The organism is Sphingobium limneticum (genome assembly GCF_008710165.1).
In the GTDB taxonomy this organism is placed as follows: domain Bacteria; phylum Pseudomonadota; class Alphaproteobacteria; order Sphingomonadales; family Sphingomonadaceae; genus Sphingobium; species Sphingobium limneticum.
This window is the reverse complement of the sequence record NZ_VYQA01000002.1, coordinates 378,631-398,718: the sequence shown is the minus strand read 5'-3', so window position 1 is coordinate 398,718 and position 20,088 is coordinate 378,631. Positions and strand designations below refer to the sequence as shown.

The window sequence follows — 20,088 nt, the reverse complement described above, 5'->3', positions numbered from 1 at the left end:
AGAAAGCCGAATATAAGAGGCTCAGCCGATAAGTCCAAGCCATTTAACCACGCCGAATATCGACGTCAGCGTCAACACCACGCCCACCGCCGAAAATAATGTGCGCGGCGCGACACGGCGCGCCAGCATCGCGCCGAAGGGCGCGGCCACCACGCCGCCGATCAGCAGGCCCAGCGTATAGGTGGTAAAGGCTTCCCAGCCCAGATGCAGCAGGAAGGTCAGGCTGATCGCAGTGGTCAGGATGAATTCGACGGTATTGACCGTGCCGATCGTGTGGCGCGGGCTGGACCCTTGCAGCAGCAGGTTGGACGTCACCACCGGTCCCCAGCCGCCACCGCCAGACGCATCCATGAAGCCGCCGACCAGCCCCAGCGGCGTCACCCATTTGGGATCGCGCGGCTTGGGCGGCAGGTGGAATCCGCGCCAGATGAGGTAGAGGCCGATCGACGCCAGATAGATTTGCACCAGCGGCTTCACGACCGCGCCGTCGATGTTCGACAACACATAGGCGCCGGTTACGCCGCCGATGACGCCGGGAATGATCAGCTTGGAAAACAGCTTCCAGTCGACATTGCGGTGCAGGATATGGCTGATCGCCGACACGCCGGTGGTGAAGGTTTCGGCGACATGGACGCTGGCCGATGCGCGGCTGGGCGGCACGCCCAAAGTCAGCAACAACGTGCTGGAGATGACGCCATAGGCCATGCCCAGCGCGCCATCGATCACCTGCGCGCCGAACCCGACCAGGATGAAGGGCCAGATGTCGCTGAAATTGGCGACCAATGTGTCGATCATCCGATACCCTTCATGCCGTCATGTCTAATTGTCTACTCTCATGATTGGAATATCCTGAACGGCCAAGCAAGTTTCTATTTATTGCTAAAAAGCGGGCGCGATGTCGCCATCTGGAAAAGACCGGCTCATTCCCTTATATGCGTTGCTCATAACAACGGTTGAAACGATCAGGGACGTTCGATGGTGCGCAACCTCATTGCCTATCTGGATTCGGTCAAAAGCCGCGATCCCGCGCCCCGGTCCCGTGCCGAAATCCTGCTTTACCCCGGCGTCTGGTCGCTCGCCTTCCATCGCGTGGCGCATCGCCTCTACCGCGCCGATCTCTTCTTCCTCGCTCGTGCGGTCAATCATCTGTCGCGCTTCCTGACCGGCAACGACATTCATCCCGGCGCAAAGATCGGCAAGCGCTTCTTCATCGACCATGGCTTCACCGTGATCGGCGAGACGGCGGAGATCGGCGACGACGTCACCCTCTATCAGAATGTCACGCTGGGCGGCACCGATCCGGCCAACGGCATCGCCGGCAAGCGTCATCCGACCTTGCATGACGGCGTGATCGTGGGTTCCGGCGCGCAGGTGCTAGGGCCTATTCAGGTCGGCGCCCGTGCGCGGGTCGGCGCCAATGCGGTCGTGACGAAGGATGTGGCCGAAGCCGCGACCATGGTGGGCATCCCCGCCCGCGCGATGCTGGTGGACGTTACCGCCTATCAGCGCGACTTCATGCCTTATGGCACGCCCTGCACCGACTGTTTCGACCCGGAAAAGCAGAAGCTGGAACTGCTCCAGTGCGAAGTCGAGCAGTTGCAGAAGAGGCTTGCCGAACTGATGGCCGAAAGACAGGATGTGAGCAGCGACGTGCGGCTGTTCAGGGAGCGTGACCGGGCCTGATGACGAATGTGACGCCGTTTCCACAGCATGGGGCGGCCAGCCAGGTCGGGTTCGACCGGCTGGAATTGCAACGGATCATGGATCTGTACGGCCGCATGGTATCGGCCGGCCACTGGCGCGACTATGCGATGGACATGGGCCGCGAAGCCGCGATCTTCAGCGCCTTCCGCCGCGCCGCCGAACGCCCCGAATATCGCATCGAAAAGCGACCGGCCCTGCGTAACCGACAGGGCATGTGGACGCTGGTCGGCGAAGGCGGCCAGATATTGAAGCGCGGCCAGGAATTGCAGGGCGTACTGGCGCCGGTCGAACGCAAGCTGCTGCGGATCGTCGAGGATTGAGGGGCGGGGAAGGGTGGTTTCTTGCCGTTAATCATTCGTCATGCTGAACTTGTTTCATCATCCATCAAGCCCAAAAAACCATTGCTCTGTGCGGAGAAATGGACCCTGAAACAAGTTCAGGGTGACGACGCAGGTCAGGGCAGTTTGTGGTTAGGAGCAGCCATCTTCTTACCCCTCTCCCTTGAGGGAGAGGGCTGCGCAGACTTGGCAGCTTGCTGCCTAGTCGAAGCTGGGTGAGGGGGCCAGCCTCACAAGAGCCATCTGACCTCGCGCCATCCCCCTCATCCAACTCCGCCTAACCGCTACGCGGTAAGGCTTCGTATCCTTCTCCCTCCTGGGGAGAAGGGTGTCCCACATCATCCTTCCAATGTAGGATAATCTTTGATCTATCCTGTCGGATGAGCGCGCTTAACATCCGTCTTTCACGCCCCTCCATGATGACCCGCCCGGCGCGTCGGTGGCGCGTCGGCGTGACCCGACAGGCGCGCATCCATGATCGAAGTGGCGCTCTGACGGCGCATGGGTGGCGCGTCGCCGCTGCTTTGGCGTCGCATGGCCGGCGCAAAAGGCCCAAAACAACAGGCCAGCGACGGTGTGAACTTCGCTGGCCTGACCCGATGGTGACTTTGCTATGACCCTGTACGCCCTCTTACGCCGCCGCCCGGTCCAGATAGGGCAGGCGCTGCGTCACCGCATCCGGCAGGCCATGGACGATCCAGGCGCGGGCATGGTGCCACAGGGCCGAGAGCAGCAGCAGTGCCGATCCGATCACCAGCGCCGTCAGCGCCCAGGACAATTCGACCGCACCCGCCTGCCGGAACAGGGCGTAGAGGGCGAAGAGCACATAGGCGAGGCTGGACACCAGCAGCGCCCGCCGGTCGATCGCCAGCGCAACGAGGCCGAAGGCGACATAGAGCGCGACCACCAGCACCGCGCGGCCGACGCTGATCTGATCGCTATCCAGCACGCCCAGCAGATGGAAGAGCGAATGGGCGATCATAGGCGCAGCGGCCAGATGCAGCCAGAAGGCGACGTCGGACCGGCGCGTGGTGCGTGCCCGGTCGCTCATGTCCCACCACATGGCGAGTGCGAAGATGGCGAGGCCGGCTGCCAGCAACAGCAGAAAGGGCAGGGTGCCGTTACCGGGCACCGCCGCCAATATCAGCGTCACGCCCACGCCTGCCGCCGCTGCGGCGCCGACCGCGACGGTGATCGGCACCATGAAGCGGCGCCAGTGCAGCCATGCGGCCAGCGCGCCCGCTGCCGCCGCGAGGCACAGGATCAACGAGCCGAGGCTGTCGCCCGCACGCGGAAACATCTGGATGCCGATCGCGCCCACGGCAAAGGCGGCCCCGCCGACGAAGGCGATCAGCAGCAGGATGGAGGGCAGCGCCATGCGCCGTGTCCGGGTGAAATATTCGGCCAGGCCCCAACTGACGGCCGCGATCAGCAGGCCGGACATGAAGACCGGCTGATGCTCCGGCGCCCCGAATCGCAGGGCATTGCCCAGCCAGCCGACCGCCAGCAACAGGATGACGCTGGCGATCGACACGAAGATATCGTTGAAGCCGGTCAGCAGCCGGAAATGTTCTTCATCGACCAGCGGCGTGGCGCGCAGCCCCGCCACATGATCGCGCAATGCCTGCGCCACTTCGGGGCGGATGGCACCCGCCGCTACGGCATCCTGTAAATCGCTTTCGCTATACATCGTCCGGCTCCTCAGCCTGTTCGCATAAGGGGATTTTAGCATTGCTGTATTAATACATCAATACAGTATATTTTGGCCTTTTTCCCCGGCGCGACCAGTGTTAGCGCCGGGGAAGATAGAAGAGAGGAGACATTGGTTCATGACCCTGCCGACATTGCTGGAGGGGCGCCTGGCGCTGCCGCTGATCGGATCGCCGATGTTCATCATCTCGCAGCCCGCGCTCGTCATGGCGCAATGCCGCGCCGGTATCGTCGGTGCCTTCCCCTCGCTCAACGCGCGGCCGTCCGGCCTGTTCGAGGCGTGGTTGCAGCAGTTGCAGGCCGAACTGACCGATGCCGACGCGCCCTTCGCCGTCAACCTGATTGTCCACCGCACCAATGCCCGGCTGGAGGAGGATCTGGCGCTTTGCGTGCACTATAAGGTGCCGATCGTCATCACCTCGCTTGGCGCGCGGGAGGATGTGAACCAGGCGATCCACAGCTATGGCGGCATCGTCCTGCACGATGTGATCGACGACCGCTTTGCCCGCAAGGCGATAGAGAAGGGCGCGGACGGATTGATCGCGGTCGCGGCCGGGGCGGGTGGTCATGCCGGCACCCTGTCGCCCTTCGCGCTGATCCAGGAAATTCGCCAATGGTTCGACGGGCCGCTGGCCCTGTCCGGCTCCATCGCCACCGGCCGGGCCATTGCGGCGGCGCGGATGATGGGCGCCGACCTTGGCTATATGGGTTCCCCCTTCATCGCCACGACAGAGGCGAATGCCGATCCCGCCTACAAGCAGATGATCGTGGACAGCCATGCCGCCGACATCGTCTATTCCGACGTCTTCACCGGGGTGAACGGCAATTATCTGCGCCCCAGCATCGTCGCCTCGGGGCTGGACCCCGATGCGCTGCCCAAGGCGAAGGACATGGATTTCGCCGCGATGACTGGCGGCGACAAGAAGGCGTGGCGCGACGTCTGGGGTTGTGGTCAGGGTATCGGCGCGGTCGACAAGGTGCAGCCGACCGCCGATTTCATCGCCGGGTTAAAGGCGGACTACCGTGCGGCTATCGCCGGCTTCACCCTTTAGGAAGCTGCGCAGTTCGCCGATGAAACGATCGAACTGGTCATGGTGCAGCCAATGGCCGGCATCGGCGAACTCGACCAGCCGGGCGTCGGCGAAATGCTGAATGCGCCCGTCCTTTTCCGGGTTGGACGCCCAACTGTCGCTGCCCAGGCACAGCAAAGTGGGGCAGGTGATGCGCTGCCAGAAAGCGGGCAGTTCATCATCCGCACCTGCTTGCGGCGCCAACCCTTTGAGATAAGGATCGAATTTCCAGCTATAGCTGCCATCCTCGTTCCGGTTGACGCCATGGCTGGTCAGATGGAGTGCCTGCTCCACCGTCAGATGCTCGTTGCGTTCGCGCATGCGCCCGATCGCGGCTTCTATGGTGGGGTAACGACGCGGCATCGTGCGCGCGCGCGCGCGGCGCCCGTCGATCCAGGCGCGCCAGACGTCGGGGGCGGGCTGCTCCGCCTTTTCCTGCAACCGGCCCGGCGACAGGCCCAGCCCTTCGATCGCGACCAGCTTGCGCAGTTTGTCGGGGAAGAGGCCGGCATAGCGAAGGCTGATGGCGCCGCCCAGCGAATGGCCGACGATCGTGACCGGCGGCCGATCGAGAAGGTCCACCAATTGCGCGAGGTCGTAGATGAAATTGCCCATCATGTACGAACCGTCCGGCGACCATCCGCTGTCGCCATGGCCCCGCAGATCCGGCGTGATGACATGATAATCCCGCGACAGCGCCCGCGCCGTCCAGTCCCAGCTGCGCGCATGGTCGAACCCGCCATGCACCAGGATCAGCGTGGGCGCGGATGGATTCCCCCAGTCGAGATAATGCAACCGGGTCCGCAACGACGTGAAGAAATGCGAAGTCGGCGTCGGGGCGGGCGATATGTCCGTGCGGTCCAGCATAAAGACCCCATTGGCGAACTGCGCCGATGTTGCAAGCAAAGAGCGACGAAAAAATGCCGCTTTTCCACTATTTCGGTTCGATTTCTGAAAAACTGCCTTAGCAGTCGCGAAGTATTATATTTGCAACCGGATCGGCCTCCATGGACGATGCGCGCATGGTCGTGGCGACGATCCGGGCCAGTTCGGCCTGCCGGAACGGCTTGTCCAGTCGCGGACGGCGGGAGGCGTGCGGCGGCAATTCGGCAAAGCCGGTGATGACGATGACCGGCAGGCCCGGCCATTTTTCCTCTATGCTGTCGGCCAGTTGCGCACCGGTCATGCCCGGCATCGCATGGTCCGTCACGATCAGGTTTACCCGCCCCTGTTCCAGCAGGCGCAGCGCATCCATGCCGGACGAGGCCTGAAAGACCGTATGGCCCAATTCTTCCAGCATGCCCGCCGTATTCGTCAGCACCAGATGGTCGTCGTCCACCGCCAATATGACCAGCGGCCTATCGCCCGCTATGCCCGTGTCGCCCGACTGGACGATGGGCAGGGCATCCGCGTCGCTCCACGCCACGGGCAGCCACAGGGACACGGTGGTGCCTGCACCCGGCTCGCTCTTCAGGCTCAGCGATCCGCCGCATTGCTGCGCGAAGCCATGGACCATCGACAGGCCAAGGCCAGTGCCCTTGCCCACGCCCTTGGTGGTGAAAAAGGGCTCGCGCGCCCGCTCCAGCGTCGCGGCATCCATGCCTTCGCCTTCATCCATCATGGACAGGCGGATATAGGTGCCGGCACCCAGATCGGGCCGCTCATCCTGTGCAACGACGATTTCCGTCGCCTCCACGGTGATGCGTCCGCCATTGGGCATGGCGTCGCGCGCATTGACCGCCAGGTTCAGCAGCGCGAGTTCCAGTTGCGCCGCATCGGCATGGGCAGCAGGCATCGCCAACGGAAAACGGGTTTCGATGACGACCGAAGCGCCCAGCGTAGTGCGGAACAGTTCGGCCATGCCCTGTACCAGCGCGATGCAATCGACGCTTTGCAGCTTGAGCTCCTGCTTGCGGGCAAAGGCCAGCATGCGCTGCGTCAGCGTCGCGCCACGATCCGCCGCCGTCATCGCATTGTCGAGATAGCGGCTGATGTCGCCGCCGCTCGCCAGCCGCTGTCGCGCCAGGTCCAGGCTGCCGACGATCACCGCCAGCAAATTGTTGAAATCATGCGCCACGCCACCAGTGAGTTTGCCGATCGCGTCCATCTTCTGCGTCTGGACGATGGCGTCGCGGGCTTCGTCCAGCGCGTGCTGCGTTTCGCGCCGCTCGGTCAAGTCGCGGGTGATCTTGGCAAAGCCCAACAGTTGCCCGTCGGGCGTACGGATCGGGTCGATCACCACATTGGCCCAGAAGCGGGACCCGTCCTTGCGGATGCGCCATCCCTCCGCCTCGAACCGGCCGTCCGTTTCGGCGGTATGCAGCGCGCGGGACGGGAGGCCGGCCAGCCTGTCCTCCTCGCTGTAGAAGCGGGCGAAATTCTGACCCAGGATTTCGTCTGCGTCATATCCCTTGAATCGCTGGGCGCCCATGTTCCAGCTGGTGATCGTACCGACGGGGTCGATCATGTAGATGGCGTAATCGGTCACGCTTTGCACCAGCAGCCGGAAGCGTTCTTCGCTTTCGCGCAAGGCCTCCTGCGCAGCACGTCGTTCGGTCAGGTCGCGCGTGACCTTGGCAAAGCCCAGCAACTGCCCGTCGGGCGCCAGAATCGGATCGATCACCACATTGGCCCAAAAACGCCCGCCATCCTTGCGGATGCGCCAGCCTTCGGCCTCGAACCGGCCTTCCTGCTGCGCGGTCAGCAGCGCGATGGCAGGGATGCCTGCAGCCTGCTCCTCCGCCGTATAGAATCGCGAGAAATGCTGCCCGATAATCTCGTCGGCCTCATATCCCTTGAAGCGGCGAGCGCCCGTATTCCAGCTGGCGACGATGCCGTCGGGGTCGAGCATGAAAATGGCATAGTCCGTCACGCTTTGAACCAGCAGTTCGAAGCGGTTGCCCGATTCATGGTTGGAGGCGGTAATCATCATGTCCCCGAATCAGGCGCGAGCGGATGCTGCACCTTTGCCTTCGGCAAAACGGCGATCATGTGCAAACGTTCCGTGACGCGATGGACGCGCGGATCACGTCTGACCCCTTGACTTGGCGCGCCGCTCTGACCACCAAGCCCGCTCAAATTGGGAGCGGAGCAGGCATGGCGACGAAGGCGACGATCACGGTCATTGGGGAAGCGATGCTGGAGTTGAGCCGGAGCGAAGGCGACGGCTGGAACCTGCGCTATGGCGGCGACGTCATCAATACCGCCATCCACCTCGCCCGGGCGGGCGATCGGGTGCGTCTTGCCAGCGCCTTGGGTGCCGACCCCATGAGCGCCCAGCTGCTAGGCCAGTGGGAGGCCGAGGGCGTCGATACGTCGCTGGTGATCGCGGCGCAGGGCCGTCTGCCCGGCCTCTACGCGATCGAGACGGATGCGACCGGCGAGCGCAGCTTCCATTATTGGCGCAGCGAAGCGGCGGCGCGGCGCATGTTCGAATTCCATGAAAGCGCAGCCATGGTGGCGAAGGCGGCGCAATCCGACCTGCTTTATTTTTCGCTCATCACACTGGCGATCCTGCCCGACGCCGGGCGGGAGGCATTGCTGGACCTGTGCGCGCAGGTGCGCGCCCATGGCGGCAAGATCGCCTTCGACGGCAATTATCGCGCGCGCCTCTGGAACGATGCCGCGACCGCGCGCCACTGGCGCGACCGGGCGATCACGGTCAGCGACATGGGATTGCCGACCCTGGCCGACGAGGTCGAGATGGGGGAGGCGGACGATGCGCTGGATGCGGCCACGCGCTGGGGCGCGGGCGAAGGCAAGGATGTCGTCGTCAAGCTGGGCGGCGACGGCTGCCTGGTGGCGGGCGAGGTCGTCGCAATCCCGCAGCGTGTCGATGTGATCGATTCGAGCGGCGCGGGCGATGCCTTCAACGGCGGCTATCTCCATGCGCGTCTTGCCGGCGCCAGTCCGCGCGATGCGGCATTGGCCGGGCACCGGCTGGCGGGATGGAATATCGGCCGGCGCGGTGCGATCCCGGCGCGCGACGCCGACGCGCCATACGGCTGATCCGAGTTGACAGCGGCCCATGGCTTGCGCCATGGGCGGGTCAGACGCGGGTGTAGCTCAATGGTAGAGCAGCAGCTTCCCAAGCTGACGACGGGGGTTCGATTCCCCTCACCCGCTCCAGATTTGCAACAGCGTTGAAGATCAGCCGACCTGCCGCTTGGCCAATTTGCGGGCCAGGGTGCGGCGGTGCATGCCCAGTCGCCGTGCGGCTTCGGAAATGTTGAAATCGCTATCCTTCAGCACTTCGTGGATATGTTCCCATTCCAGCGTCTTGATCGACGTCGGTCGGGGCGCAAGGGGCGTGGCGGGATCGCCGCCCGCGCGGGCGAAGGCTGCTTCGATATCGTCGGTGTTGGACGGCTTGGCCAGATAGTTGGTCGCGCCCAGCTTGATGGCCTCGACCGCGGTGGCGATGCTGGCGAACCCGGTCAGCACGACGATCAGCATTGCGGGATCATGCGCATGGAGCGCCTGGACGCAGGCGAGGCCGGATTGCGGCCCGAGCTTCAGATCGACCACGGCAAAGCCCGGCCGATGCTCGGCGAGCACCGCGATCACTGTTTCCAGACTATCGGCGAGCAGCACGTCATAGTCGCGCCGCTCGAAGGAGCGTTTGAGGGTACGGGCAAAACTCTCGTCATCCTCGACGATCAGCAATTGCCGGTCATGCGTCATCGCCCGTCTCCTCCTGAAGAGTCTCCTCTTCCTCCTCCATGGCCAACGTGTCGAGGGGCAGCCGCAACTGGACCATCGCGCCGCCATCCGCGCCGTTGCTGGCATCGACCCGCCCGCCCAGCTTGCGCACGACATTGACCACCAGGAAGAGGCCCAGGCCGCCGCCCTGCTTGCCCTTGCTCGATCGGTAGGGCTTGCCGACATCGGCCAGCATCGCCGGATCGAATCCCCGGCCATTGTCGCGCACGGCGATGTGGAGCCATTGGCTGTCGCGGCTGACCATGATGTTGATATAGCTGGCGCCGGCCTCCCGCGCATTGTCGAGCAGGTTGGTGACGGCCTGGCGGATCACCGGGTCGGCGATGATGCGGGGATAGCTGTGCGGGCCAAAGTCGCAGCGTAGCGGCATGCCGGGATTGGCATTGCGCCAGTCGCGCGCGATGATGTCGATGAAGTCGCGGACATTGGTGACTTCCGGCGCCTCGCCGCGCGCTTCGCCCGCCGACATCAGGATGCCGGTCAGGATCGTCTTGCAGCGTTTGACCGCCGCCTCCATCTCGCCCACTTCCTCGACCAGCGCAGGATGCGCCTTGATTTCCCGCATGTGCCGCCAGTCGCCCAGCACCACGGCCAACTGGGCGAGGGGGGTGCCCAGTTCATGCGCGGCGCCCGATGCGAGCAGGCCCATGCGGACGATATGTTCTTCCTCCACCGCCTGCTGCCGCAACTGCGCCAGATAGGCTTCGCGCTGTTGCAGATTCTGGTTCACGCGCGTCATGAACAGCACCAGCAGCACCGCGATCATGGTGATGCAGACCCATGTGCCGACGATGTGCAGGTCGAACAAATGGCCTTCCAGCGCTTCGTTGAGATCGAGCGGTCGGTAGATGAAGGCAAGCATCGCGGCACAGAGCGTGGACACCACGACGATACCCCAGGCACTCCAGCGATGCAGCAGCATGGCGCCCAGCGCGACCTGCACCAGATAGAGCGAGACGAACGGATTGGTCGCGCCGCCGCTGAGATAGAGCTGCGTGGTGAGCGCGAACACGTCGAACAGCAGCGCCAGAAATAGTTCGGCATGGGTGATGTCGGTGCGCCGCCGTAGCACCATGAGGCTGCCGGCGTTCATGGCGGTGGCGATGCACGGCACGACCAGCATGGAGGCGATCGGCAGATGAATGTCCATGCCGAAATGGACGAGGCCGATCGTCGCGATCTGGCCGGCAATGGCGATCCAGCGCAATTGCACCAGCAGCACCATGTTGCGCCGCCCGGCTGCATCGGCGGGCCACCGGCCGGGCAGCCAGCGCCTGCGTCTGGCGGACGGCGCGGTCATTCCCGGCGATCTTTTCCAGTCTGGCGCATGACCAGCATATAGGCGCCCAGCGTCATCGCCGCCAGCGCGAACCAGGTGATGGCATATTGCAGATGATTGTTGGGGAAGCTGACGACGGTCAGGCCGCCGATCGGCAGGGCAGTGGGGGAGGGGCCGCGCTGCGCATCGATGAAATAGGGGCGTGTGCTGCCGAGGTTGCGCGCCTGTGCGATGGCGGCGACGTCGCGGGAATGCCAACGGTCGGCGGCAGGATCGTTGCTGCGCAGGAAGCCGCCATTGGGCTCGGTAAGGCGCAGCAGACCTGTGACCTGCACTTTGCCCTGCGGCCGCTCATAGGATGCGGTGCGGCTGGGCACGAAGCCACGATTGATAAGGGTGACGGCACCGTCGGCGGCGCGCAGTGGCGTCATCAGCCAGAAGCCGGGTCCACGCACGGTGACGGCCTGCGTCAGGGCGGCCTTATCGTACAGGAATGTGCCCGTCAGGGTGACGCGGCGATATTCGTCGGCTTTGGTGGCCGTGATGGGGGCGGGGACCGGCGCGGCGTGGATGCGGGCATCGACACGGGCGATCAGGTCGCGCTTCCAGCCAAGGCGCTGGATCTGCCAGGCGCCCAGCGCGCCAAAGCCGGAAAACAGGATCAGGGCGATCAGCGTCAGGCCGATCGTGAATGCCGGGGAGCGTTTGCCACGCCCCCCGGTGTTCGCCGTTGTCACGGCATTTCGCTCATGTTCGCCATGGTTGACATGTCGTGGCCGGCGTTCATTTCGCCGGTCATATCCATGTCCGCATGCGGCATCATATTGTTGTTCATATGATACATGACCCAGGTCGAACCGGCCAGAACGATGACGACCAGCACCAGCGTCAGCGCCATCGCCATGAACGACCAGCCGCCTTCGACGCGGGTGTTCATGTGCAGGAAGTAGATCATGTGCACGATCACCTGCACCGCCGCGAAGGCGACGATGACGATGCCGGTCAGCTTGGGGTCGCCCAGCACGCCGGACATCACCAGCCAGAAGGGGATGGCCGTCAGGATTACCGACAGGCCGAAACCGATCATATAGCTGCCGAAAGTGCCATGGGCGCCTTCTTCATGATGATCGTCATGATGCCCATGGCCATGGGCGTCGTGGGGATGGACAGCGTCGCTCACCGCAGGACTCCCATCAGATAGACAAAGGTGAAGACGCCGATCCAGATGACGTCGAGGAAGTGCCAGAACATGGAAAGGCACAGCAGACGGCGCTTGTTGGCGGGGATAAGCCCCTTCTTGGCGACCTGTACCATCAGCGTGATGAGCCAGATCGAACCGAAGGTGACGTGCAGACCATGCGTGCCGACCAGCGTGAAGAAGGCCGACAGGAAGGCCGAACGTCCCGGACCCGCGCCTTCATGGATGAGGTGCGAGAATTCGTAGAGTTCGATGAACAGGAACGCCCCGCCGAACAGCAGCGTGACGAACAGCCAGCCCTGGGTGGCGCTGACCTTGTTCTTTTCCATCGCCAGCATGGCGAAGCCATAGGTGATCGACGAGAAGAGCAGCATCGCGGTGTTGATCGCGATGAGCGGCAGGTCGAACAGATCCTTGGGGCCGGGGCCGCCGGCGAAATTGCCGCCCAGCACGGCATAGGTGGCGAACAGGATGGCGAAGATGAGGCAATCGCTCATCAGGTACATCCAGAAGCCCAGCATGGTGCTGTGGCCTTCGTGGAGGTGCGGTTCCTCGGGCAGATGATATGCCCGAGGTTCCGTGGTTGCAGTTGCGCTGCTCATGTCAGTCAGACTCCAGCGGCGAGGATGCGCGTACGCTCTTCCTCGGTACGCGTCACATCCTCGACCGGGATGTAATAGTCGCGCTTGTAGTTGAAGGTGTGGAAGATGGCGAAGCCGATCATGCCGACGAAGCTGAGGGCGGCCAGCCACCACATGTACCAGATCAGGGCAAAGCCGCAGACCGTGGCCAGGCCGGCTAGGATCACGCCGGTGCCGGTGCTGCTGGGCATATGGATCGCCTGATAGCCGGTCAGCGGACGCTGATAGCCGTGGCGCTTCATATCAGCCCAGCTGTCGGCGTCATAGACGACCGGCGTGAAGGCGAAATTATACTCCGGCGGGGGCGAGCTGGTCGCCCATTCCAGCGTACGGCCGTTCCACGGATCGCCTTCGACCTTCAGTTCGTCGCGCTTCCAGATGGACAGGGCGAACTGTACCAGCATGGCGCCGATGCCGGCCGCGACGATGGCGGCGCCGATCGCGGCGATGACGAAGTAGATCTGAAGCGAGGGATCGTCGAACACGCGCATACGACGCGTCACACCCATGAACCCAAGGATGTAGAGCGGCGTGAAGGCGAGCCAGAAGCCGACCTGCCAGCACCAGAAGGACACATGGCCCCAGAATTGGTTGAGCTTGAAGCCGAATGCCTTGGGCCACCAATAGTTGATCGCCGCGAACAGGCCGAACAGCACGCCGCCGATGATCACGTTATGGAAATGCGCGATCAGGAACAGCGAGTTGTGCAGCACGAAGTCTGCGGGCGGCACGGCGAGCATTACGCCGGTCATGCCACCGATCGTGAAGGTCAGCATGAAGGCGACGGTCCACATCATCGGCAGCTCGAAACGAACGCGGCCGCGATACATGGTGAAGAGCCAGTTGAAGAGCTTCGCACCCGTCGGGATCGAAATGATCATCGTCGTGATGCCGAAGAAGCTGTTGACGCTGGCGCCAGAGCCCATGGTGAAGAAGTGGTGCAGCCACACGAGGTAGGACAGCACCATGATGCAGCAGGTTGCGTAGACCATCGAGGTGTAGCCGAACAGACGCTTGCCCGAGAAGGTCGAGGTGACTTCCGAGAAGACGCCGAACAGCGGCAGGATGAGGATGTAGACTTCCGGGTGACCCCAGATCCAGATCAGGTTCACGTACATCATCGGGTTACCGCCGAAGTCGTTCGTGAAGAAGTTGGTGCCGGCATAACGGTCGAGCGAGAGCAGGACCAAAGTGGCCGTCAGGATGGGGAAGGAGGCGACGATCAGGATGTTCGCGCAAAGCGAGGTCCAGGTGAACACCGGCATCTTCATGATGGACATGCCGGGCGCGCGCATCTTCACGATGGTCGCGATCAGGTTGATGCCCGACAGGGTCGTGCCGACACCGGCCACCTGCAATGCCCAGATATAATAGTCGACACCCGTGGCCGGGCTATAGTCGATCCCGGAGAGTGGCGGATAGGCGAGCCAGCCGGTCTGGGCGAATTCGCCCAGGAACAGCGAAGCCATCACCAGCACCGCGCCGCCCGTGGTCATCCAGAACGAGAAATTGTTCAGGAAGGGGAAGCTGACGTCGCGTGCGCCGATCTGAAGCGGGACGATATAGTTCATCAAACCGGTGATGAACGGCATCGCAACGAAGAAGATCATGATCACGCCATGGGCGGTGAACACCTGGTCATAATGGTGGGCGTTGAGATAGCCCTCCGACCCGTTGAAGGCGAGCGCCTGTTGCAGGCGCATCATGACGGCGTCGGCAAAGCCGCGCAGGAACATGATGAGGCCCAGCACCATATACATGATGCCGATCTTCTTGTGATCGACGCTGGTGAACCACTCTTTCCAGAGATAGCCCCAAAGCTTGAAATAGGTGAGCGCCGCCACGACGGCCGCGCCGCCCAGCACCACCGCGCAGAATGTCGCGACGACGATGGGCTCATGCCATGGGAAGCTGTCCCATGTCAGACGACCGAAGATCATCTGTGCTGTTGTCATTGTGCCAGTCATGGGCCTTACCGATGCTGCGCGTGCGCATCAGCGCCGCTGTGAGAGGAGTGATCCGCAGCCGGAGCATCCGACGCGCCGGGCGCGTCGGGGGCAGTTTCCTGGCCCTTGTTCCGGTCTTCCTGGTCGATCACATGGCTGTTGGGGACGTCATATTGCAGCCCCTTGGTATCGTGGGCCGATTCCTTGCCCGCGCCGCCCATCTGGTCGATGTGCATCAATTCCTTCATGCAGCGCTGGCCCGGCTTGACGCACAGGTTGACGACGGCATCGAACAAATTGGCTTCGCTGGTGCCGAAATAGGCGACCGGCGCCTTTTCGGACGGCTTGGCCAGCGCCTGATAGACAGTGCGGTCAAGGCCTGTATGGCTGCCCTTCACCTTGGCGACCCAGGCGTTGAAACCGGCCTGGTCCAGCGACTGATAGCCAAAGCGCATATGGGTGAAGCCCGCGCCCGAATAGTTGGCGGAGAAGCCGATGCCCTTGGCAGGCTTGTTGGCGACGGCGTGGAGCTGCGTCTTCATGCCGGGCATGGCGTAGATTTGGCCGGCCAGTTCGGGGATGTAGAAGCTGTTCATCACGGTCGAAGAGGTGATGTCGAAGCGGACCGGAACGTTGGTCGGCAGCGTCAGTTCATTGACGGTGGCGATGCCCAGATCCGGGTAGATGAAGAGCCATTTCCAGTCGAGCGCGACGACCTGAACCGTCAGCGGCTTGACCTTGGGGTCGATCGCGGTCTTCGCGTCGATCCGGTCGAGCGGACGATAGGGGTCCAGCTTGTGGGTGCTGACCCAGGTCAGCGCGCCCAGTGCGATGATGATCAGCAGAGGCGCCGACCAGATCAGCAATTCCAGCTTGGTGCTGTGATCCCAGTCGGGATCATAGTCCTTTTCAGTCGCTTCGTTCGTGGTGCGATAACGCACCGCGAACCACACGACCATCGCCATGACGGGGATGACGATGAGGAGCATCAGCGCGACCGAGATCAGGATCAGATCGCGCTGCTGCACCGCAATATCGCCCGACGGGTTCATCACGACCCAGTTGCAGCCCGCCAGCGGCGCCGCAAGAATCGGAGCGGACCAGCGCAAGAGCCTGATCCTGTTGGGGGAGGGAGGGTTAGCCATGGCGCGCGCCTAAAGACTCTGCACAGAGTCGGATAGTGGGCAATTTGTCCAATTGTGTGCGAATGCAAAAAATGTTTGGGATATGGGATACTGCTTAGACTCTGCTCGTTTTCTGTTATGCTGCCATTCCACGGCCACTGGCAGACGAGAAAACCGCACCGGTGGCCAAGCCAAGGAGCGGATGTCTATGAGTTCAGGGGCCATTGCCTTCACCTCCACGCCACTTGAGGACGACGCGCGCGCCATCAACGCGCGCGACCATTCGATTGCGCCTGGGGACATTTCCATCGGTGTGATCATTGGTCGCACCTCCGAGTTTTTCGACTTCTTCGTCTATGCCATCGCCTCGGTGATCGTGTTTCCGAGTCTGGTCTTTCCCTATGTGGATGCGCTGACCGGCACCCTCTATTCCTTTGCGATCTTCGCCGTAGCCTTCATCACCCGGCCGATCGGTTCGCTGATCTTCATGGCGATCGACCGGCGCTATGGTCGCGGCACGAAACTGACGGGCGCCTTGTTCCTGCTCGGCAGCTCTACCGTCGCCATCGCCTTCTTACCCGGATATGAGACGATTGGCCACTATGCTGCGGTGGTCCTGATCATCCTTCGCGCCGCGCAGGGTATCGCGCTGGGCGGCACCTGGGACGGTCTGGCCTCGCTCCTTTCGCTCAACGCGCCGCAGCATCAGCGTGGCTGGTATGCGATGGTGCCTCAGCTTGGTGCGCCGCTGGCGCTGATCGTGGCGAGCGGCCTGTTCGCCTTCTCCATCCTCAACATGACGGAAGCCGATTTCCTTGACTGGGGCTGGCGCTATCCCTTCTTCGTCGCCTTTGCGATCAACGTCGTGGCGCTCTTCGCCCGGCTGCGCATCGTGGTGACGCATGAATTCGAACGTCTGTTCGAACAGCGCGATCTGGTGCCGTCGCCGGTCCTGCCGACGCTGCAGAAGGAAGGGCGCAACATCGTCATCGGGGCGTTCGCGCCGCTGGCCAGCTTCGCTTTGTTCCATATGGTCACCGTCTTCCCGCTGTGCTGGGTTGCGCTTTATACCGACCAGCCGCTCGACCGCTTTCTCATCATCGAGATGATCGGCGCGTCGGTGGGCCTGCTCGCCATCGTCGTATCCGGCTTCATCGCCGACCAGATAGGTCGTCGTTCGCTGCTCGGCTGGTCGGCGCTGGGCATCGCGATCTTCGCACTGATGGCGCCGCTGCTGCTGAATGGCGGGGAATTGGGCGAAGTCGCCTTCATGATCCTGGGCTTCATGCTGCTTGGCCTGTCCTTCGGTCAGTCGTCGGGCGTCGTGGCGTCCAATTTCGCGACCGAGGCCCGCTATACCAGTTCGGCGCTGACGTCCGATCTGGCCTGGCTGGTCGGTGCCGGCTTCGCGCCGCTGGTGGCGTTGCTGCTGTCGGTCAAGTTCGGCCTCGCGGCGTCGGGCATTTACCTCCTGTCCGGCGCGGTGGCCACTATGGTCGCTCTGTACGTCAACAAGGAACTGGCCGGTAAGGACCGCTAAGAGGCGGCCTTGCGCATGCGGGCAAGCGCCTTCCGGTCGAACCATCCGGTCAGACCGGGGCGCGGACGCCATTGGGGGAGCCAGTCGCCATAGAGACTAGCCAGACGCGCGGGGAGGCCCACCGGCCCCTCGCGCGTCATGATGTCGGACACGATGCGGTTCTGATAGAAGCGCACCGAATAATTGATCAGCCTTTTATACTGCATCGCCCATGTCGAGGGGCGGGCGAGGCTCACCTGCTCGGCGATGAAGCCTGCATTTTCGCAGGCCAGCACCCGATCATGCACCCAATGGCTGTCGTCCATAAGGTCGGTATGTGCCCAGGCTGCGACCAGTCCATCGTCGCCGATCAGATCCTCCGGCAAGCGCAGGCCGTGTGCCCGGATCGCCGCGACGAAGCGGCCCGACAGCGCATAGAGATCGCCGAACAGGCCGCCTTCGTCGCGCAATCCCTGGCGATAGGCTTCCACCATGCGGCCGTTCATCGGCATGCCGGCGGCGGCATTGGCTTGAGGATGGGCGGCGAGGTCAGCGAGCAGGGCGTCGAACGACCCCGGTGCGATTTCCGCGTCGCCGTCCATGAAGATCACCGCCTCTTCTTCGCCGGACAGCAGGTCGTGGACCATATGATTCCAGGTCCGCGATTTGCCGCCGGCCTTAATGTTGTGGACGATGATATGGGTCCGGTCGCCTGCCGCCGCGCGGGCGCGGGCGACGGTGTCGTCGGTGGTGCCGTTTACCAGCACATGGAAAATCATGTCAGGCCGGTCGAGCGGGATCGAGGCGAGGCAGAGCGCGATCCGGCGCTCTTCCTGATGGGCGAAGATGGCTACGGCTACACCCATGGGGTTAGCGGAAGTCCCAGCCCTGCTGGCCATGCTGGCTGGTGTCGAGGCCATCCGATTCTTCCTGCGCGCTCACCCGCATGGGGATCACTACGGAAATGATCAGCGCGGCGATCGCGCTGCCGACCATGGCCCAGAGCGCGACGATGACCAGCCCGATCGCCTGCGACGTGAGCGCGCCGGTCAGGCTGATATTGGCGTCGAAACCGACCCCGCCCATCAGCGGCAGGACGAAGACCGGCAGCAGCAGCGTGCCGGTCAGACCGCCCAGGCCATGGATGGCGAAGGTGCCAGCGCTGTCGTCGACCTTGCCCGCGACGAAGGCGGCCCCGGTGCGCGCGACGATGGCGGCGATCAGGCCGATCAGCATCGCGCCGCCGGTCCCGACCAGCGCGGCGGAGGCGGAGATGGCGGCGACGCCGGCCAGCGCACCGGACAGGATGCCGGTGGCGCGGGTCCGTGCGCCCAGCAGCTTGTCGAGCAGGCCCCAGCCGAGCGCGGCGGTGCAGGCGGCGAAGAGGTGATTGAGGATGGCGGTCGCAGCATCATCCGTCGCGCCCAGGGCCCAGCCGCCGACCGCACCGGACAGGCCGATCCACAAGAGCGCGCCGCCCGCCATGGCGAGCAGCGGCGTATGGCCAGGGTCCGACGGCTCGCGCCGTGCGCCGGCGATGATGGCGAGGGCGAGGGCCGAGAAGCCCGCCGTGCCATGCAGCACCAGCCCGCCGGCAAAATCCATGACGCCCAGATCCGCGAGCCAGCCGCCGCCCCACACCGCATGGGCGATCGGCGCATAGACGAGCAACAGCCAGAGCGGGGTGAAGGCGATCCACCAGCCGATCCGCACCCGTTCCGCCACGGCGCCGACCAACAGGCAGGCAGCCAGCAGCGCGAGGGCAAGCTGGAACAGGACGAAGGCGGATTCGGGCACGGTCAACCCGTCCCGCAATTCGCCGAGGTTTGCGAGCAGCAGGTTCGAGCCGCCACCCAGCCATGGGCTGCCCGGCGCATAAGCGACGCTATAGCCGGCGATCGCGAAGGTCAGCGTGGCGACGGCGGCAACGGCAGCACCCTGCGCCGACACCGACAGCGCGTTGCGCACATTCACCTGCCCCGCATGGCGCAGCATCAACCCCGGCAGCGCGGCGAGCAGCAACAGCAGCGCACACAGGATCATCCAGCCGGTATCGCCGCTATCGGCAACGGCCACCTGCGCCCATGCGGACTGGGGCAGCGCGAGTGCGGCCAGAAGGGGCAGGGCGAAGGAAAGGCGCATAGTCGGGAATCCGGCTGTCAAGAGTGGGGCCTGTCTAACCATAGGCTGGTAAAGTTTTCGATAAGCACGTGTTCGCTGAAACAAAGGTCATAGGAACGCGACAGGTCGAAGTTCACACCGTCGTCGGGCCAATAAGGGGCAATTGCGACGGGGGTGCGACGGGCACGCACTGCTTGGGCGACACAGTTGCGCCATCTGCGCGACGAAAGGGTGACGGGTGCGCTCCACCGAGACGCCATCGACGCTACAGTTGCGCGACCGGTGCGCGCCACCCTGGCACCAAGGGCGCGACAGGGCCGCCACAGACGGGCGACGGGTTGGCGACAGGCCAATGACCTTCCCATGTCGGTTTGCCTCACGGCTGTTGTGGCGGCGCGGCGCGGGCGGGCTGGGCGAAGGGATCCGCCATCAGATGGGCATGGACGGCCAGCGCCCGGTCCCACGCCTGATCGAACGGGGTGCCGGCCAGCTTGCGCCGGAGCCGATGCGCGCTGGACCGCGACATGCCCGCCGCGCGCGCGGCGATGGACACATGGCCGCTGTCCAGCAGGACGGAGAGGAAGAGGCGCTGTCGGGCGGGCGTCCAGTGCGCGCGATCGATGACGCGATCAGTGACGGGCGCGCGATCGCGCGCGGCGGGGGAGGTTTGCTGTTCCATCTGCAAGGATAGATCAGAGAAAGCGGGAATAGGAAAG

At 63.8% G+C, this 20,088-nt stretch carries 20 protein-coding genes and 1 tRNA gene; 6 read left to right on the top strand and 15 right to left on the bottom strand.

Translation table 11 applies throughout. From position 1 onward, the window contains the following. Positions 1-21: 21 nt before the first annotated feature. Complete coding sequence (locus F4U95_RS04025; RefSeq protein ID WP_150424660.1) at positions 22-795, bottom strand: sulfite exporter TauE/SafE family protein; 774 nt, start codon at positions 793-795, stop codon at positions 22-24. A 180-nt stretch (positions 796-975) separates the two neighbouring features. Between F4U95_RS04025 and epsC the strand changes: the two genes are divergently transcribed. Together epsC and F4U95_RS04015 are read left to right on the top strand one after the other, a co-directional pair. Beyond that, the gene (gene epsC / locus F4U95_RS04020) at positions 976-1,683 is read left to right on the top strand and encodes a serine O-acetyltransferase EpsC (protein WP_150424659.1); all 708 of its coding nucleotides are present in this window, start codon (positions 976-978) and stop codon (positions 1,681-1,683) included. After that, entirely contained in the window at positions 1,683-2,024 is a 342-nt protein-coding gene (locus F4U95_RS04015) for a DUF2794 domain-containing protein (RefSeq protein ID WP_120249474.1), read from the top strand. Before epsC ends, F4U95_RS04015 begins: the two co-directional genes overlap by 1 nt. A 422-nt stretch (positions 2,025-2,446) precedes the next feature. Here F4U95_RS04015 and F4U95_RS25340 read toward each other — a convergent pair whose 3' ends face one another. Next, a complete protein-coding gene (locus F4U95_RS25340) occupies positions 2,447-2,578 on the bottom strand; it encodes a hypothetical protein (protein WP_281347226.1) in 132 nt (43 codons plus the stop codon). A 95-nt stretch (positions 2,579-2,673) separates the two neighbouring features. Next, entirely contained in the window at positions 2,674-3,732 is a 1,059-nt protein-coding gene (locus tag F4U95_RS04010) for a hypothetical protein (protein WP_150424658.1), read from the bottom strand. Positions 3,733-3,871: 139 nt separating this feature from the next. Between F4U95_RS04010 and F4U95_RS04005 the strand changes: the two genes are divergently transcribed. Continuing rightward, complete coding sequence (locus F4U95_RS04005) at positions 3,872-4,804, top strand: NAD(P)H-dependent flavin oxidoreductase (RefSeq protein WP_150424657.1); 933 nt, start codon at positions 3,872-3,874, stop codon at positions 4,802-4,804. On the opposite strand, the gene F4U95_RS04000 is transcribed toward F4U95_RS04005, so the two are convergent. Both F4U95_RS04000 and F4U95_RS03995 read right to left on the bottom strand, forming a co-directional pair. Continuing rightward, positions 4,760-5,689 (bottom strand): alpha/beta fold hydrolase, encoded by a 930-nt coding sequence (locus F4U95_RS04000; protein ID WP_150424656.1) that lies wholly within the window; start codon positions 5,687-5,689, stop codon positions 4,760-4,762. The genes F4U95_RS04005 and F4U95_RS04000 overlap by 45 nt on opposite strands. A gap of 97 nt (positions 5,690-5,786) precedes the next feature. Beyond that, positions 5,787-7,751 carry a hybrid sensor histidine kinase/response regulator gene (locus F4U95_RS03995; protein ID WP_150424779.1) on the bottom strand — a complete coding sequence of 655 codons (1,965 nt, stop codon included), beginning with the start codon at positions 7,749-7,751 and terminating at the stop codon, positions 5,787-5,789. A gap of 167 nt (positions 7,752-7,918) precedes the next feature. On the opposite strand from F4U95_RS03995, the gene F4U95_RS03990 reads away from it, so the two are divergent. Together F4U95_RS03990 and F4U95_RS03985 are read left to right on the top strand one after the other, a co-directional pair. Further along, positions 7,919-8,830, top strand: coding sequence for a sugar kinase (locus F4U95_RS03990; RefSeq protein WP_150424655.1), 912 nt, complete (start codon positions 7,919-7,921; stop codon positions 8,828-8,830). A 46-nt stretch (positions 8,831-8,876) separates the two neighbouring features. After that, positions 8,877-8,950 (top strand) — tRNA-Gly (locus tag F4U95_RS03985). A 21-nt stretch (positions 8,951-8,971) separates the two neighbouring features. Here F4U95_RS03985 and F4U95_RS03980 read toward each other — a convergent pair. From F4U95_RS03980 to cyoA, 7 genes are read right to left on the bottom strand one after another with little or no spacing between them, the layout of a single operon-like run. After that, a complete protein-coding gene (locus tag F4U95_RS03980) occupies positions 8,972-9,505 on the bottom strand; it encodes a response regulator transcription factor (RefSeq protein ID WP_150424654.1) in 534 nt (177 codons plus the stop codon). Next, positions 9,495-10,844: an ATP-binding protein gene (locus tag F4U95_RS03975; protein ID WP_150424653.1), complete on the bottom strand. Its 1,350-nt coding sequence runs from the start codon at positions 10,842-10,844 to the stop codon at positions 9,495-9,497. The genes F4U95_RS03980 and F4U95_RS03975 overlap by 11 nt, the downstream gene beginning before the upstream one ends. Further along, positions 10,841-11,560, bottom strand: coding sequence for an SURF1 family protein (locus F4U95_RS03970; RefSeq protein ID WP_150424652.1), 720 nt, complete (start codon positions 11,558-11,560; stop codon positions 10,841-10,843). Before F4U95_RS03970 ends, F4U95_RS03975 begins: the two co-directional genes overlap by 4 nt. Beyond that, entirely contained in the window at positions 11,557-12,003 is a 447-nt protein-coding gene (cyoD, locus tag F4U95_RS03965) for a cytochrome o ubiquinol oxidase subunit IV (protein WP_120249532.1), read from the bottom strand. The genes F4U95_RS03970 and cyoD overlap by 4 nt, the downstream gene beginning before the upstream one ends. After that, complete coding sequence (gene cyoC, locus F4U95_RS03960) at positions 12,000-12,623, bottom strand: cytochrome o ubiquinol oxidase subunit III (protein ID WP_120249533.1); 624 nt, start codon at positions 12,621-12,623, stop codon at positions 12,000-12,002. Before cyoC ends, cyoD begins: the two co-directional genes overlap by 4 nt. Before the next feature lie 5 nt (positions 12,624-12,628). Beyond that, positions 12,629-14,629, bottom strand: a complete 2,001-nt coding sequence (gene cyoB / locus F4U95_RS03955) for a cytochrome o ubiquinol oxidase subunit I (protein WP_120249534.1) — start codon at positions 14,627-14,629, stop codon at positions 12,629-12,631. A gap of 5 nt (positions 14,630-14,634) precedes the next feature. Further along, complete coding sequence (gene cyoA / locus F4U95_RS03950; RefSeq protein ID WP_150424651.1) at positions 14,635-15,753, bottom strand: ubiquinol oxidase subunit II; 1,119 nt, start codon at positions 15,751-15,753, stop codon at positions 14,635-14,637. 187 nt (positions 15,754-15,940) lie between these two features. Between cyoA and F4U95_RS03945 the strand changes: the two genes are divergently transcribed. After that, a complete protein-coding gene (locus F4U95_RS03945) occupies positions 15,941-17,272 on the top strand; it encodes an MFS transporter (protein WP_150424650.1) in 1,332 nt (443 codons plus the stop codon). Here F4U95_RS03945 and F4U95_RS03940 read toward each other — a convergent pair. The 3 genes from F4U95_RS03940 to F4U95_RS03930 form a co-directional block, all read right to left on the bottom strand. After that, positions 17,269-18,117 carry a glycosyltransferase family A protein gene (locus F4U95_RS03940; RefSeq protein WP_150424649.1) on the bottom strand — a complete coding sequence of 283 codons (849 nt, stop codon included), beginning with the start codon at positions 18,115-18,117 and terminating at the stop codon, positions 17,269-17,271. The two genes, F4U95_RS03945 and F4U95_RS03940, sit on opposite strands and share 4 nt — an antisense overlap. 4 nt (positions 18,118-18,121) lie before the next feature. Next, entirely contained in the window at positions 18,122-19,393 is a 1,272-nt protein-coding gene (locus F4U95_RS03935; protein ID WP_150424648.1) for an ammonium transporter, read from the bottom strand. A gap of 355 nt (positions 19,394-19,748) precedes the next feature. Continuing rightward, a complete protein-coding gene (locus F4U95_RS03930) occupies positions 19,749-20,051 on the bottom strand; it encodes a LysR family transcriptional regulator (protein WP_246171485.1) in 303 nt (100 codons plus the stop codon). Positions 20,052-20,088 lie beyond the last annotated feature (37 nt).

Coding starts and splice junctions, on each gene's coding strand:
- F4U95_RS04025 (WP_150424660.1), bottom strand. CDS start 795: ATGATCGACACATTGGTCGCCAATTTCAGCGACATCTGGCCCTTCATC.
- epsC (WP_150424659.1), top strand. CDS start 976: ATGGTGCGCAACCTCATTGCCTATCTGGATTCGGTCAAAAGCCGCGAT.
- F4U95_RS04015 (WP_120249474.1), top strand. CDS start 1,683: ATGACGAATGTGACGCCGTTTCCACAGCATGGGGCGGCCAGCCAGGTC.
- F4U95_RS25340 (WP_281347226.1), bottom strand. CDS start 2,578: ATGCGACGCCAAAGCAGCGGCGACGCGCCACCCATGCGCCGTCAGAGC.
- F4U95_RS04010 (WP_150424658.1), bottom strand. CDS start 3,732: ATGTATAGCGAAAGCGATTTACAGGATGCCGTAGCGGCGGGTGCCATC.
- F4U95_RS04005 (WP_150424657.1), top strand. CDS start 3,872: ATGACCCTGCCGACATTGCTGGAGGGGCGCCTGGCGCTGCCGCTGATC.
- F4U95_RS04000 (WP_150424656.1), bottom strand. CDS start 5,689: ATGCTGGACCGCACGGACATATCGCCCGCCCCGACGCCGACTTCGCAT.
- F4U95_RS03995 (WP_150424779.1), bottom strand. CDS start 7,751: ATGATTACCGCCTCCAACCATGAATCGGGCAACCGCTTCGAACTGCTG.
- F4U95_RS03990 (WP_150424655.1), top strand. CDS start 7,919: ATGGCGACGAAGGCGACGATCACGGTCATTGGGGAAGCGATGCTGGAG.
- F4U95_RS03980 (WP_150424654.1), bottom strand. CDS start 9,505: ATGACGCATGACCGGCAATTGCTGATCGTCGAGGATGACGAGAGTTTT.
- F4U95_RS03975 (WP_150424653.1), bottom strand. CDS start 10,844: ATGACCGCGCCGTCCGCCAGACGCAGGCGCTGGCTGCCCGGCCGGTGG.
- cyoC (WP_120249533.1), bottom strand. CDS start 12,623: ATGAGCAGCGCAACTGCAACCACGGAACCTCGGGCATATCATCTGCCC.
- cyoB (WP_120249534.1), bottom strand. CDS start 14,629: ATGACTGGCACAATGACAACAGCACAGATGATCTTCGGTCGTCTGACA.
- cyoA (WP_150424651.1), bottom strand. CDS start 15,753: ATGGCTAACCCTCCCTCCCCCAACAGGATCAGGCTCTTGCGCTGGTCC.
- F4U95_RS03945 (WP_150424650.1), top strand. CDS start 15,941: ATGAGTTCAGGGGCCATTGCCTTCACCTCCACGCCACTTGAGGACGAC.
- F4U95_RS03940 (WP_150424649.1), bottom strand. CDS start 18,117: ATGGGTGTAGCCGTAGCCATCTTCGCCCATCAGGAAGAGCGCCGGATC.
- F4U95_RS03935 (WP_150424648.1), bottom strand. CDS start 19,393: ATGCGCCTTTCCTTCGCCCTGCCCCTTCTGGCCGCACTCGCGCTGCCC.
- F4U95_RS03930 (WP_246171485.1), bottom strand. CDS start 20,051: ATGGAACAGCAAACCTCCCCCGCCGCGCGCGATCGCGCGCCCGTCACT.